This is a genomic window from Rathayibacter sp. AY1A3, assembly GCF_002930975.1.
Lineage (GTDB): Bacteria > Actinomycetota > Actinomycetes > Actinomycetales > Microbacteriaceae > Rathayibacter.
Genome location: NZ_PSTO01000037.1, coordinates 17,714 through 30,898 on the forward strand (window position 1 = coordinate 17,714; position 13,185 = coordinate 30,898).

Here is a 13,185-nt window from a genome sequence, read left to right on the forward strand (position 1 = left end):
TTACGGTCTTGCCAAACGCAAAAGCATTGTCAGGATACCGGTTTTCGGGAGCTTGCTGTGAACGACCTCAACCAGACGTCGAGGAGACCATCTGTGGCTGACCTTTCATGCCTCGAACTACAGCTAGCTCTGAACACCGTCGAGGGTGTCGAGCTGATGCGCGCGCTCGACAGCGGCCCGCTCACCCTCAGTGACCTTGGTCGACACACTGGCGTCGACGTTCTTCCCCTTGCGCGCATCACCCGCACGCTGATGGGCTACGGCGTACTCGTGCGCCGGCAGAACGGCGAGTACGCCCGCACGGACATCTCTGCTCGCGAGGCGGTTGCGCATTAGGACCTGCCGCCGCCCGGGTCCGCGTAGCAGCGGCCGCGTGACGACGAGGCGCCGGCGACTGGTGGATCGATTAACGATCAATCTGCGCGTGTCGCGTCGTCTTAAGCGCAGTAGTAGCAATAGCGTGTCCGCATGGCTGCACCGCGACGCAAGCGAGGGACGATGGTCCGACCTATCTCTCTGGGCTGGACCGTCGAGCAAGACGCGCGTGATCGCGTCGACAGCATCGCGCAGCGCGCGAACGTGTCGTCGGCCGTCTTCTTCGAGCGCATGGTCGCCCACGTAGAGACGGAACTCACCGACCAGGGCATTCCGTCGTGGTGGCCTGTTGACCCGACTCTGACGAGCGAGGAGCTGCTCATCAACCCCACTTAACGCATTAGGCCCGCCGCTCACGCGACGGGCCTAGAAGCTCTCGCTTCACACCACTGCTTACCAGGGCGACAGGTGTGAAGCCGTTTCCCGAAGTACCGGTTTCCTAGGCCGGGCCTTCGTCATCGCCACCCGAGGGAGGAGAAGTGACCTCATCGTAAGCCATGCCGCTGTGTCTTCGCACGCCCAAAATGCCCGTGTCGACTCCTTCTCGGTGCCGTGGATGTTGACGCGCCGGCTGAGCCCCCGTGCCGCCGTGCGCACGATGCGTCCGGACGCCTACGGGCGCCTGGATGAGAACGCTTATCCGGCCGCGTTCCCTGTCTCCGCCGTCGCGCCGGCCGCGCCGTGGGCGATCTACCTCGCCGACGACGCCGGAGCGTTCCGGCTGCTGTGCTTCGACTTCGACGGCAAGGACTCCCGCGGCGTCGACGCCGACCTCATGGAGCAGGCCGCAGACGACTGCGACGCCCTCTCCGCCGTCCTCGACGCGCACCAGGTCGCTCACGTCGTGTGCCAGTCCTCCGGCACCGGAGGCCGCCACCTGTGGGTTGCTCTCGCGGAAGGCGCCTCGGCCGAGTTGGTGGCCCGGTTGGCGATCGCCGCTCGAGCGAACTTCCGCACCCTGGATTACGGGATGCTCCGCAACCCGCGCACCGGCGCCGCCCGTCCGCCGCTGTCTCCGCACCGCGACGGCAGTTTCTCGAGCGTCCTCCGCGGCCGCGCAGAGGAGCTGCTGGACACGACCGTCACCGCGGCCGCGATCGAGGCCGTGACGGATGCGCTGGAAGCGTCTCGGCCGCCGCGGCGCGTCGACGCCACTCCCCCAGTACCCACCGCCACCGCGCACCAAACGCACCGGGCGCTCAGCGCTGCCGGCGCCGCGCACATGGCCACGCCCGGCGGCGGCGCGAATCCCTCGTGGACCGCGTTCATGTGCCTGCTCTCCGCCGCGCACGCCGGCTGGTCCCTGACCGACGTCGAGCACGCCGCCCGGACCGCTCCCGGGATGGAGCACTACCGGACCAAGAACACCGGGCGCGGCCATCGCCGGCCCCGCGCCCGCGACGAGGCCGCCGAGCGCCTGGCGCGGCAGTGGGAGAAGGCCCGCCAGTACGCGGCGCTGCACGCCGTTCTTCCGCCCGAGCGCGAGCCGAGCGACCTGGCGGAGCTGGACAGCCTCGTCGGCGCCGTCAGCGCCCTCCTGGACCGGTTCCGGGTGAGCCCGGGCCGGTGGGGCAGGAGCGAGCGGGCGACGTCGGAGAAGACGATCCTCACCGCCCTGGCCTACCTCACGCTGCACACCGGCAAGCGCACCGTCGCCGCGTCCATCCGCGACCTGGCCCTCCTGGCGGGCCTGGGCCGCACCACCGCGGCCAGCGCCCTGCGGACGCTGCGCGAGGACGGCTACGTGCGGCTCGTCGTCCGCGCGGACGGATCCAACGCCAGCGAATGGCGACTGGCCAAGCACTTTTCCACAGGCCCCCCGCAAGGTCCGGTCACAACTACTAATAACCCCCGCCCCCCCGGGCCGCTCTTCACCGAACGAACCATGCTGCTAGCCACGCTCGAGGCCGACCTCACGGACACTCGGCACGACCTCTTCACCCGCGCCGGCCTCGGACACCTGGCAGGCAAGGCGTACGCGCTCTTGCGCCGAGAAGGGACCCTCGCCCTCGACGCCGCAGCCGCCCTGCTGGGAGTGACCACCCGCACCGCCGCCACCGCCCTCTCCCGCCTGCGCGCACACCGGCTCATCGTCAAGCACACCCACGGCTGGACCCAGGCCAAGCGTGACCGCCGAACCGCCGCCGCTCGTGCGATCGGGGTCGACGGAGCGTTGACGGATCGAGCGCACCGCTACGACGTCGAGCGCGAAGTGTGGGCCTGGTGGCAAGCCGAGCTCGCGCACCGCTCCTCCTCCCCCAGGCAACGCCCGCGACGCCGACACGTGTCGAGCCGACCCCTGTTCGAGGACACCACCGCTGGCGAGCGCGTCTGGCCGCTCTACCCCCGCGACGCCGCCGGCCGCGGCGATCACCGCGAGGCGCTGCACTGGGGACGCACCGGCATGCTCGCCCCCGGCTCGCTTTGGTGGTCCTCCACCGCTGCCTAGCCCCGACGCTGCCCTTCGACGTCGACGCGGACCCGAGCTCGACGCGCCCGAGACGGCCCCGCCGACCGGCGTACATGAGCGGTGTCAGATCCTCCGACCCACACTCGACTTTCATCGAACATACGTTCGAACACGTCGGGAGGTATCGAGATGACTGTGACGATCGTGGAGCGGATCTCGACTCCGGCGCCGGACGCCGTGGCGATCGCGTTCCTCGTTGCTGGCGACGCGGTAGCGGCCGGTTTCCCCTCCCCCGCGCAGGACTACTTCGACGGCTCTCTCGACCTCAACGACCACTTGATCCGCGACAAGACGTCCACCTTCATCGTCCGCGTCTCCGGGGAGAGCATGGTCGGTGCCGGCATCAGCGATGGCGATGAGCTGGTGGTCGATCGCTCCCTCTCCCCCAAGCACGGCAACGTCGTCGTCGCGATCCTCGACGGCGAACTCACCGTCAAGCGCCTCGAACTCTCCCCCGGTGGCGTGATCCTGCGCGCCGAGAACTCCGAGTACCCGCCGATCCTCGTCCCGGAGCTCAGCGACCTCCAGGTGTGGGGCGTCGTCACCGTCTGCCTCCACCACCTCCACCGTGCGCTCTGAGCAGCGGATCGGTCTGGTCGACGTCAACTCGTTCTACGTCTCCTGCGAGCGACTGTTCGACCCGAAGCTCGCAGGCCGGCCCGTCGTCCTCTCGAACAACGACGGATGCCTCCCCACTGGGGTGAACCAGCCGCCGCTCACGCGAGGTGAGGCTGCTCCCCCGCGTCTCCCAGACAAATGCATAGTGCATTCAGTCTAATATCTGCATTCAGGATGGTTGCATATTGCATCTATTCTGTCACGTGCATGCACTATGCATGCAAGCTGCAACCATTCTGCCATCTGCATTCACTATGACTGCGCCTTGCATCCATCCTGCAATGATGTCAGACTGGTATCACTTCGCAAGCAGTTTGCATCCCTGCCGCTCGCGCCTATGGATCGCAAGACGCATGCACTTTGAAACCAAATTGAAAGCGATGTGAACGCATGATCATTCTGATCGGCAGCCAGAAGGGCGGCCCGGGGAAAACGACCATCGCGGTCAATCTCGCCACGGAGTACGCCCGCCAAGGCAAGGACGTCTGCCTGGTCGATGCCGACCCGCAGCGCTCGGCGGCCAGGTGGCACGCCGACCGCGAGGAGAACCGACACCAGCCAGCGATCGCGTGCGTCGAGAAGCTCGGCAGCATCCATCAAACTCTGCAAGACCTCGCGACTCGCTACGACGTCGTGATGGTCGACGTCGCAGGCAAGGACAGCAAGGAGATGCGCACCGGCATGACAGCCGCAGACAAGCTCGTCGTGGTCGTTCGGCCCAGTCAGCTCGACCTCGACACTCTCGGACACATGACCGAAGTCATTGACCAAGCTCTCGATTTCAATCCCGACCTGGACGTGCGCGGCCTCATCGCCCAGGCCCCCTCCAATCCGGCCGTCACGGAACGAACCGACGCAGGGGAGTACCTGGCGGAGTACCCGCGCATCCGGCCTCTCGAGACAGTGATCCACGAGCGGAAGGCTTACCGAGACGTCGTGGGAGAAGGGCTCGGGGTTGTCGAATGGAACAACGTCAAGGCAAAGTCTGAAATTCAGGAACTTGCTGCGGAGTTGGTGGCGTAATGGCAATCAAGAAGCGGCCAGCCGTGGACCCTGCCGCGATCGAAAGGTTCGGTGACGCGGCCGACGCACCCCCGGCCCCCGCAGCGCAAGCCGCTACGACGGCGACTACGCCGCTGGCAGTGGCGAAGTCGGCCGGGAGGGCAGCGGGCACAGCGAAGCGGCCCGTCGAGAGCGCGGGGGAGTGGCCTAGCGGACTCGGCCGAACTCTCCTCGTCCGCTGGCCTGACCCTGCGTTGGCGAAGGAGTTGGCCGAAGTTGCAGCTCTCGAGGACCGCAGCCAGCACAAGACCGCGCTCCGCGCCCTGCAACGCGGGCTCGAAGCCCTGCGCGCCGACCACCAATCTGAGCGCTGACCAGTCAAGTCCAATGCATTCATTTTAATATCAGAATGAATGCAAGTAGATCGCCGCATTGCTCTCTGTCCCCTGTCCCCTCAACTTGATAAAATCTTCTATAGGGGGTGGTTGCCATGTCGATCGCTGAGAGGCCCGACGGGGACACTGTTCGCCGGTTACGCAGCTTGCAGGTCGTAACCCGCGTGTCATACCTCCGCGCGTTGCGCACTGCGGCCGAAGGCACCACACAGTCGCAGCTCGCCCGCGACATCGGCATCTCGCAGCCCTCGGTCAACAGCGCGTTGAAGTTCGCGGCCGCAGTGCCTGACGTGCGTCCCGGGTTCTCCGGCGCGACGCCCTATGAAATTGCCCAGCGCTACGACGCAGGAGAGCTGACGCGGGAGCAGGTCCTCGATGAGCTCGGCCGCTGGACGTATCGTCCCGGATCGCCCAGCGACGGTTACGACTGGACCACCTTGGACCCGGGGGAGTTCGAGGAGGTGGGTCGTGCTCTCACTGAGCACCTGATCGACGCGGACGCGTACGACGAGATCCTGGATCGCTACAGCGAGCAAGGTCGGTGACGGGCGAGGACTCGTCAGCGATCGCCGCGCACCGCGAGACGGTGCGCGAGTGGGCTCGGGCCGGCGGCCCGCTGAGCCCTGCCGGCGAGCGGGCGACGGTGAACAACCGAGACTGGTTCGTCCGCGGCCCTGACGGCGTGAATCGGCCGCGCGCTGCGCGAAAGGAGTTGCACGACCATCTGGTCGCCGCCTACCGCGACAAGTTCCCGGGCGTCCGTGCAGAGCGGAAGGCGATCATCCTCGCCGGCCCGCCCGGAGCCGGAAAGTCGACCGTCCTTGCAGACGTACTCGGCGCCGACCGCGGCGCGTGGATCACGGTCGACGCGGACGAGTTCAAGCGCGCCCTGCTCACCGAGGCGATCAGGGACGGTAGTTACGACCGCGCGATCATGCCGCCCGAGATTCGTGCCGCCGAGGCGGCGGGGGAGCGGTTCTTCCCGCTCGAGCTGGCCTCCCTCGTGCACGAGGAGTCCTCCCAGCTCGCGATCCGTGTCCGCAACGACGCGGTGCGGAACAAGCTGAACGTCGTGATCGACACCGTGCTCTCCTCGCCCGAGAAGGCCGTCGAGCTGGGGCAGCCACTCGGGTCCGTCGGCTACAGCGTCGAGGTCATCGACGTGGAGGTCCCGTTCGAGCTGTCGGAGTCGCGCATCGCCGGCCGCTGGCAGCAGTCCTACGAACGCGCCCTCGACGGCGCCGACGAGCTCGGTGGCCGATGGGTGCCCAGCGAGTACGCCCGCGGCGTCTACGCCGGCCCCGGCGGCCGCTCCCTCCCCGAGGTCGCCGCCGAGCAGCTGGCCGACACCGGACTGACCGTTATGCGCTACCGGCGCTACAGCACCTCCGCCGAAGGGCAGCCGCGCACGCTCGACGTCGATAAGTCGCGCACCGCGTTCGGAGAACCCCTAATCGACACGGCCCTCGCACAAGCACGAGCGACCGTCACCCGCAGCTTCCCCACCACGACGCCGACGCAGGCGCCGGACCGCGGCGACCGAAGCCGCTAGACCCACTGCCGGCGGCGCCCGTCAGCAGCTTGCGCTCTTCCTCTACCCGTTCCGGGGGTCGCTAGATGCGGTACCGGCGAAATCGGGGGAGAGAGGCTAGGCACGCTTGCCCGAGAAGTACCGCCAGGAGATGTGGACGGTCAGGACGAACGAGGCACCCGTCGCGCTCACTTCTGCGGGAGTCGACTCCGTGATCGTTCCCTCGTAGGACTGGCGATTAAACCCCTCAGACAACGGGAGGCCGCTGACCTGGAGGCGGGAGGCGGCTACGAGTGTCCAACGCACGGTCGCCGCTCCCTGAGCACCTCCCCCGGGGAGGTTGCGCCCGCCGCCGCCGGTGAGTTCGCCGCCCTGCATTAGGTCGACCCCGACGAGGGAGTCAACGACCGTTCCTCCCGGGCCGAACATGTCGTTGGTGGCGAGGAACTCATCCACGGCAGCGGCTGCCGCCTGCTGGCCGGTGTCGTTCAGAGCGAACACGATTCCGCCGCCGAAGAGACAGACGGTCGAGAGCTCAGACGCCGATCCGAAGAGCTGGTTCCCTCCTCCCTCTGAGAAGCACCAGTCCTCTGTCGCGCGCGCCACCTCGCGCACACCCGGCGTGATGCTCACTGCCATCGCCTCATCGAACAGCGGACGGGTATCCACTCGCGCTGCGGAGACGACTGACGAGGTCGGTGAAGGGCCGGGGACGTCACCGACGCATCCCGAGAGCAGTGCCACAACGGCCGAGAGTGAGACCAGGCCCGAGAACCGGCGTCGATCCGTGCGACGGAGGGCGCGTCGCGGAGGCATGCGCCCACCGTAGGGCGCTGCTGATCGTTCTTCCGCTACCCGTTCCGGGGGCCGCTAGATGCGGCACCGGCGATGCCGGGGGAGGGAGGCCGCTGCGCGGCCCATTCCCCTGCGTTTTCTTCACCTCTCCGCGGTTTCAACCTATTTCGCTCCAGCGGTTGCGTGCCACCGATCCCAGACGCGCCCTGCGGGCTTATTTCGCCCGTGATCGGCGTCACTCCGCCGCCTCCACTCAAACGGTTTTCCCCGCCGGAGAGGCAAAGAAAAACGATCAGCCAGAGGGAGACACACCATGAGCCAGCAGCGCGGCACCCGTACCGAGGTCATCAAGAGCGAGTACCACGGCCCCGGGGCGGAGGGCATCAGCCGGACCGCTCGTCAGGTGGTCATCGTCGGCGCCGGTGGCAACGACCCGGTGACCGAGCAGACCCCCGCCGTGCACCTGGTCACCCGCCAGGGCCGCGCGGGAGTTCCCGGGGTGACGTTGCAGCACTTCGAGCCCGTCGAGGCCCTGGCCGCGGGTCGGATCGGCTACATGGCCTCCGGGGCCTACGTCGTCGTTCCGGTCGATGTCGCGCGGGCGCTCGACCTGTTCCCGGCCGCCTATGCGCTGCACGACCGCAGCGAGACGCCCGCCGACTACCGCGACAACGACTGACCCCCCCGAACCGAGAAGGAGAACCGACATGCTCACCATCACCCACACCCCCGAGGCCGGAACGATCATCGAGGGCACCAGCCGCGGGGACGGCACCGCCGAGATCCTGAAGGCGTCCGGCTGGCGCTGGGGCCGCTCCATCGGCGCCTGGTACGTCCCGCAGTCCCGCGACCGCCTGCCGAAGTGGTGGACCATCAACCGTGCCGGGACCGCCCTGCGCGACGCCGGACACGAGGTCACCATCGCCGCCGAAGAGACGTTCCGCTCGACCGTCGAGGCGGAGGCGGCGACCCTCGAGCGCCAGGCCGCCCGGGTCGACGCGCTCGACGCGAAGGCCGAGCGCCGCGCCGCAGATGCCGATACCGCCGACGCGGCCGCGCGCCGCGCGTTCGACCGGCTCCCGGAGGGTGGCGAGCCGATCAAGATCGGCCACCACTCCGAGACACGCCACCGTAACGCGATCGAGAAGGCCCACAACGCGATGGGCCGCAGCGTCGAGGCCGACCGCGAAGCCACCCGCGCCCGCGCCCGCGCCGACGTCGCCGCCCACACCACCGAATCCCGCTACGCGCCGGGCATGGTAGCCCGCCGCATCGAACGGATCGATACCGACATTCGCGGATACACGCGGAAGATCGAGGGCAGCTCGCACAACTTCGGCGGCGGCTACATCGAGACAACCGCCCCCGCCACCGGCGCCTACCGGGAGCGGCTGCTCACCCAGCGCGCGCAGCTCGAAGACCAGCGCGACTACTGGTCGGATGTTCGCGAGGCGCAGGCCGCGGCCGGGCAGGTCACGATCCACAGCCGCGACACGATCGCCAAGGGCGACATGATCAAGCACCGCTTCGGCTGGCACGTCGTTACCCGCGTGAACCCCAAGAGCGTGACCGTCGCGCTCGACTGGAACGACGGAACCCGCCCCTACAAAGTCGCCTACGCCGACGTGCAGGGACACCACACCGCCGCCGAGGTTGAGGCAGCCCGAGCCGCCGCCACCGAGACGGCCGCCGCGAGCTGAACGGTTGCGAGCTACCTACCTAGATACCTAGGTAGGTAGCTCGTGAGGGGCGGGCCCCTCACACTCCCCAGGATTCCCGTTCCGGAGGCGCGAACTGCGCTCGTGTCACTGCGAGTCACGTCAGACGCAGTGCCTCGCGAATTGCGCCGTCGTACTGCTCCCTCTCGAAGGTGAGGGTACGAACAAGCTCTCCGTTCGGACACCATCCGGCGAACTCATCGGTCACGCCGAAGCCAAGCCGCCGGCTGAGCCGGCCGAGAAACGTTGATGGAGGTGGAAGCGGTCGAAGAGTCTCTGACTCCCACCGGGAGTCCTTCCACTGGACGATCTCGTCGCTGCGCACGAGTTCTGCGCTGAAGAGGATGCCGCAGCTGGAGTCGCCGCAGGAAGCGCAGCTGGCCAGCGCGATCCGGCCAGGAAGCATGGCCGTGACGACCGATGGTCCTTCTCCGAGAAGCGAGAGGAGGAACGGACGCCACTCGCCCCAGGGAGCCGTGAAGACGTCACCCGTACCCTCCGGATCGTCGTCGGTCACGAAATCCCCGATGGGACGTCCGTCGAGGGTGATGTCCGGTTCTCCCGTCACGCTCGAGGTGACGACCGCTATCACCGTGCGTTCCCTCATGGACACATCGTGACATCGGCGGCCGCGAGCGGGCCGACTATGACAAAGCGGGCGCGAGCTGCGCTCGTGCAGCGGCGACGGAGCGCCGCCAAGAGGTCGCCCGGCTGCGCCGGCCGCCGTTGGTCGCCCTACGAGCTCACAACTTTTTTCCGTACAGCGTTCGGCGGCTCCCTGGCTTCGCTGCGGTCGTAGCTACAGTGGCTGCGCCACCGGCTCCTCCGAGACTTTCAGCACGCGGTCGCTGTGCTCCCTCACATCGCGTCGGAACTCCCTGCCCCCCTGCGGGTGCCTCCCTGGTCAAGCGAGTTGCTGCGAATGAAGCAGGTCACTCGAATCCGTGAGGAGGCCAATCACTCCACAGTCAGAAGGAGTCCGGGTAGGCGCGGTGCATGAGGTGCTTGTGCGTAGGTGTGAATGACGTAGTGACTATCAGCGGACCGTGCCGGCGTTCCAGAGCACCGGAACCGATGAACAGGACGCTCAGGGAGCTGTCGTTCCACCACCTGGGGTCGAAGGTGTCAGCATCAGTCTGTACCGCCTCGAAGACCGCCTGCCCTTTCCCGATCGTCGCTCCGAGGCACCACAGGGCATCACCGCCGAAGTCGATGACACTGTTCAGTTGTAGCGCCTTCAGCCCTACCGTCTCCGCCCACCGGAGAATCTGCTGATCCTCTCGCCGCGCGAGCTCTCGCTCGGCGCTGGCGATCGTCTTCTGCCACAGCTTGCCGCCGAGAACGTCGATGACGGGCCAGAACTCAGCGTCGGAGAGCGGCTCAAGGCCGCTTGCATCGAAGGTCTTCACAACAGGTCCCTCTCCATCGACGCATCGTATCCGCGCTCGCGCAGCGGCGACGGAGCGCCGCCAAGAGGTCGCCCGGCTGCGCCGGGCGCCGTTGGTCGCCCTACGGGCTCACACCCTTTTTTGCCGTGAAGCCTTCGGCGGCTCCCTCCGCTTCGCTGCGGTCGTAGCTACCTACGGGCTCCGTTCAAGTGGCTGCGCCACCGGCTCCTCCGAGACTTTCGGCACGCGGGAGCTTTGCTCCCTCACATCGCGCCGAAACTCTCTCCACCGCCGCCCTGCGGGTTGCACTGCGCCCTCCGGTTGCTAAGGCGGAGAACCGCCTTCCTTACCGTTATTTCCGTGGATTCGGGGCAGTTGTAGGCTCCGGAACGCGCCAGGGGTCCCGGGTATGGCTGACCGCCTTCAGCCGTCTGATGGCATGCCGTGATTAGCCGCCCGGGACCCCGCAACGGCACGACCGCTCATTGAGAAACGCGACCAGATCGCCTCGTAAGGACATGCCGGCATGGTCGTTCACGGCGCACCGCACCCGCTGAACGGAAGGACCCTGCGTGCCCCAACTCTGGGCCGGTATCGACGCCGGCAAGACCGAACACCACTGCGTCGTCATCGACGGCAACGGAGCCAAGCTGCTCTCGCAACGGTTCAAGAACCGTGAGACGGCGATCCTGACCCTGATGGGCGATGTCGCGTCCTTGCCGGGCGGCACAGACGTCGCCTGGGCGACGGACCTGAACCACGGCGGGACGGGGCTGTTGCAGACGCTGCTCAGCTCGCATGCGCAGCCGCTGTTCTACATCTCGGGCCGGGTAGTGCACCACGCCTCGGGCGCGTACCGGGGTGAGGCGAAGACGGACGCGAAGGACGCGGTCATCATCGCCGACCAGGCGCGGACCCGTCGAGATGTGACGCTGATGCGTCAGGCCGACGAGGTCACCGCGGAACTGCGCCTGCTCTCGGCGCGCCGGGAGGATCTGGTGCACGATCGCACCCGGGCCGTGAACCGGCTGCGCGCCATCCTGGTCCACTACTTCCCGTCGCTTGAGGGGGCGTTCAACTACGCGACGACCAGGGGACCGTTGGTGCTGCTCACCCGGTACGCGACCCCCGGAGCGATCCGACGGATGGGGGAGGCGCGGCTGGCGTCGTGGTTGAAGGGGCAGGGTTGCTGGAAGTCCGCGGCCGTGGCGAAGGCAGCGATCGACGCTGCTCGCGAGCAGACGTCAGTCGTCGTGGGGGAGGGGGCAGCAGCGCGGCTGGTCAACCGGTCCGCGCGTGATCTGCTCCGCATCCGCGACGAGGTCGCCGAGCTCGACGCGGAGATCGACGCCGCTTTGCAGGACAGCAGGGCCGCGGATCTGCTGGTGTCCATCCCGGGGTTCGGGCGCAGGCTCGCCGCGGATTTCCTCGCCGCGACCGGTACCGACCTCGCCGCGTTTGAGACGCCTGACAGGCTGGCCAGCTTCGCCGGTCTCGCCCCGGTGCCGCGCGATTCCGGGAAGATCTCCGGCAATCACCACCGGCCACGGCGTTACGACCGGCGGCTGTTGAACGCCTGCTTCCAGGCAGCGTTCATCGCGTCGAGAAACTGCCCGGTCTCGCGCTCGTTCTACGAACGGAAACGCCACGAGGGGAAGTCGCACAAGCAGGCGCTGATCGCTCTCGCGCGGCGCCGCATCAACGTCATCTGGGCGATCTTCCGTGACCAGACCACCTACAACCCCACCCCGACCCGGCCGAACGACCCCGTCACCCCACTTCCGCAGCACGGTCCAGATTCGCTATCGAGGAAGAGAACCGCTCCCGCTCTCGCGGCCGCTTGAAGCGTCCGGGCGAGCTCGGCCTGGATCCGGGCTGCGGGCACCCCTTGGAGCTCCCATCGGTCTTCGCGGAGGTCGCGCTCGTTCGGCGGGTGGACCCGTCAGTGGCGACGAGGAGGGATCGGGTGATGGTGTTCTGCAGGAGGCCGGTGAGGGTGCACCGATGATGCTCATCGCGCGCCTCCGAGCCAGAGTCCTGTTGCTGCGGCGATGACGCTGAGGAGGAGCGTGCCGAGGGCGTTGGTGGCGGAGGCGAGGCGGCGTCTTTCGGCGAGGAGGCGGACGGTTTCGAGGCTGGCGGTGGAGAAGGTGGTGTAGCCGCCGAGGAAGCCGGTGCCGAGGACGAGTCGCCACGGCTCGGGGGCGATGCCTGCGAGGGCGAGGCCGGTGATCAGGCCGAGGAGGAGTGATCCGGTGACGTTGATGACGGTGGTGCCCCAGGGGTAGGCGCCGCCGGTGCGGGCTTTGATGAGCCCGTCGAGGAGGAGCCGTGTTGCGGCTCCGATTCCGCCGGCGAGGGAGAGCGCGAGGAACAGTGCGGGTGTCATGCCGGCACCTTCCTCTGCGTGCGTCGCCGGTGGAGTGCGGCGGCGAGGGCGATTCCGGTCCAGGACGCGAGGGCGCCGAGGAGGACGGTGCCGAGCGCGTAGAGCGCGGCGGGTGCGGGGTGTCCTGTGGTGAGCAGGTGGGCGGTGTCGGTGGCGAGGGTGCTGTAGGTGGTGAAGCCTCCGAGCGCTCCGGTACCGAGCAGCAGCCGTGCGGTGCGGCGTCGGCCTTCGTCGCTGCCGGCTCTGGCGAGGCTCTCCAGGAGTACGCCGAGTAGGAGCGCGCCGACGATGTTGATGGCGAAGATGACGGTGTCGAAGGCGGGATCGGCGGGGAACGCGAGGGTCAGGCCCTCCCGCGCCCCGGTCCCGACTGTGCCGCCGGCGGCGACGAGGAGGAGGTATCGCAGGCGCAGGTGCACGGGACGTGGCGTCCCGTCGGGGGCGTCCTCGACGTCGAGGTCGCTGTCGACCGGCAGCTCGGGGTCGGGGTCCGGGGGGCGGTGA

At 68.0% G+C, this 13,185-nt stretch carries 15 protein-coding genes and 1 pseudogene; 11 read left to right on the forward strand and 5 right to left on the reverse strand.

Annotation, left to right across the window (positions count from 1 at the left end; all coding sequences use genetic code 11):
* Nucleotides 1–57 precede the first annotated feature (57 nt).
* From C5C10_RS14530 to C5C10_RS14570, 8 genes and pseudogenes are all read left to right on the forward strand, one after another.
* The gene (locus C5C10_RS14530) at nt 58–336 is read left to right on the forward strand and encodes a hypothetical protein (protein WP_146082174.1); all 279 of its coding nucleotides are present in this window, start codon (nt 58–60) and stop codon (nt 334–336) included.
* A gap of 132 nt (nt 337–468) precedes the next feature.
* The gene (locus C5C10_RS14535; protein ID WP_104329598.1) at nt 469–711 is read left to right on the forward strand and encodes a hypothetical protein; all 243 of its coding nucleotides are present in this window, start codon (nt 469–471) and stop codon (nt 709–711) included.
* Nucleotides 712–973: 262 nt separating this feature from the next.
* Nucleotides 974–2,824, forward strand: a complete 1,851-nt coding sequence (locus tag C5C10_RS14540) for a hypothetical protein (RefSeq protein WP_374953354.1) — start codon at nt 974–976, stop codon at nt 2,822–2,824.
* A gap of 150 nt (nt 2,825–2,974) precedes the next feature.
* Nucleotides 2,975–3,424 (forward strand): LexA family transcriptional regulator, encoded by a 450-nt coding sequence (locus C5C10_RS14545; protein WP_104292846.1) that lies wholly within the window; start codon nt 2,975–2,977, stop codon nt 3,422–3,424.
* A pseudogene (locus C5C10_RS18455) lies at nt 3,414–3,536 on the forward strand (hypothetical protein); the annotation flags it as partial. The gene C5C10_RS14545 and the pseudogene C5C10_RS18455, both read left to right, overlap by 11 nt.
* 317 nt (nt 3,537–3,853) lie before the next feature.
* Complete coding sequence (locus tag C5C10_RS14555; protein ID WP_104292844.1) at nt 3,854–4,486, forward strand: AAA family ATPase; 633 nt, start codon at nt 3,854–3,856, stop codon at nt 4,484–4,486.
* Nucleotides 4,487–4,955: 469 nt separating this feature from the next.
* Nucleotides 4,956–5,405 (forward strand): hypothetical protein, encoded by a 450-nt coding sequence (locus tag C5C10_RS14565; RefSeq protein ID WP_104329602.1) that lies wholly within the window; start codon nt 4,956–4,958, stop codon nt 5,403–5,405.
* 167 nt (nt 5,406–5,572) lie between these two features.
* Nucleotides 5,573–6,412: a zeta toxin family protein gene (locus tag C5C10_RS14570; protein WP_181073475.1), complete on the forward strand. Its 840-nt coding sequence runs from the start codon at nt 5,573–5,575 to the stop codon at nt 6,410–6,412.
* Nucleotides 6,413–6,508: 96 nt separating this feature from the next.
* Here the strand turns inward: C5C10_RS14570 and C5C10_RS14575 are convergent, their stop codons facing one another.
* Nucleotides 6,509–7,135: a hypothetical protein gene (locus tag C5C10_RS14575; protein ID WP_146082177.1), complete on the reverse strand. Its 627-nt coding sequence runs from the start codon at nt 7,133–7,135 to the stop codon at nt 6,509–6,511.
* Nucleotides 7,136–7,499: 364 nt separating this feature from the next.
* Here C5C10_RS14575 and C5C10_RS14580 point away from each other — a divergent pair, with 364 nt between their 5' ends.
* Nucleotides 7,500–7,865, forward strand: coding sequence for a hypothetical protein (locus C5C10_RS14580; protein ID WP_104329604.1), 366 nt, complete (start codon nt 7,500–7,502; stop codon nt 7,863–7,865).
* Nucleotides 7,866–7,893: 28 nt separating this feature from the next.
* The gene (locus tag C5C10_RS14585; RefSeq protein WP_181073476.1) at nt 7,894–8,886 is read left to right on the forward strand and encodes a DUF3560 domain-containing protein; all 993 of its coding nucleotides are present in this window, start codon (nt 7,894–7,896) and stop codon (nt 8,884–8,886) included.
* 115 nt (nt 8,887–9,001) lie between these two features.
* Here the strand turns inward: C5C10_RS14585 and C5C10_RS14590 are convergent, their stop codons facing one another.
* Together C5C10_RS14590 and C5C10_RS14595 are read right to left on the reverse strand one after the other, a co-directional pair.
* Nucleotides 9,002–9,511 (reverse strand): hypothetical protein, encoded by a 510-nt coding sequence (locus tag C5C10_RS14590; protein WP_104329606.1) that lies wholly within the window; start codon nt 9,509–9,511, stop codon nt 9,002–9,004.
* A 361-nt stretch (nt 9,512–9,872) separates the two neighbouring features.
* A complete protein-coding gene (locus C5C10_RS14595) occupies nt 9,873–10,313 on the reverse strand; it encodes a hypothetical protein (RefSeq protein ID WP_104288584.1) in 441 nt (146 codons plus the stop codon).
* 551 nt (nt 10,314–10,864) lie between these two features.
* On the opposite strand from C5C10_RS14595, the gene C5C10_RS14600 reads away from it, so the two are divergent.
* Nucleotides 10,865–12,136, forward strand: a complete 1,272-nt coding sequence (locus tag C5C10_RS14600) for an IS110 family transposase (RefSeq protein ID WP_258060606.1) — start codon at nt 10,865–10,867, stop codon at nt 12,134–12,136.
* 167 nt (nt 12,137–12,303) lie between these two features.
* On the opposite strand, the gene crcB is transcribed toward C5C10_RS14600, so the two are convergent.
* The gene (crcB, locus tag C5C10_RS14605) at nt 12,304–12,681 is read right to left on the reverse strand and encodes a fluoride efflux transporter CrcB (protein ID WP_104277738.1); all 378 of its coding nucleotides are present in this window, start codon (nt 12,679–12,681) and stop codon (nt 12,304–12,306) included.
* Nucleotides 12,678–13,185 (reverse strand): fluoride efflux transporter FluC (locus tag C5C10_RS14610; protein WP_374953353.1); only part of this gene is annotated, 508 nt, incomplete at its 5' end. The genes crcB and C5C10_RS14610, both read right to left, overlap by 4 nt.

Excerpts from the sequence above, each read along its gene's own strand:
- C5C10_RS14585 (WP_181073476.1), top strand. The coding sequence starts at position 7,894 with ATGCTCACCATCACCCACACCCCCGAGGCCGGAACGATCATCGAGGGC.
- C5C10_RS14555 (WP_104292844.1), top strand. The coding sequence starts at position 3,854 with ATGATCATTCTGATCGGCAGCCAGAAGGGCGGCCCGGGGAAAACGACC.
- C5C10_RS14565 (WP_104329602.1), top strand. The coding sequence starts at position 4,956 with ATGTCGATCGCTGAGAGGCCCGACGGGGACACTGTTCGCCGGTTACGC.
- C5C10_RS14535 (WP_104329598.1), top strand. The coding sequence starts at position 469 with ATGGCTGCACCGCGACGCAAGCGAGGGACGATGGTCCGACCTATCTCT.
- C5C10_RS14545 (WP_104292846.1), top strand. The coding sequence starts at position 2,975 with ATGACTGTGACGATCGTGGAGCGGATCTCGACTCCGGCGCCGGACGCC.
- C5C10_RS14540 (WP_374953354.1), top strand. The coding sequence starts at position 974 with ATGCGTCCGGACGCCTACGGGCGCCTGGATGAGAACGCTTATCCGGCC.
- crcB (WP_104277738.1), bottom strand. The coding sequence starts at position 12,681 with ATGACACCCGCACTGTTCCTCGCGCTCTCCCTCGCCGGCGGAATCGGA.
- C5C10_RS14590 (WP_104329606.1), bottom strand. The coding sequence starts at position 9,511 with ATGAGGGAACGCACGGTGATAGCGGTCGTCACCTCGAGCGTGACGGGA.
- C5C10_RS14580 (WP_104329604.1), top strand. The coding sequence starts at position 7,500 with ATGAGCCAGCAGCGCGGCACCCGTACCGAGGTCATCAAGAGCGAGTAC.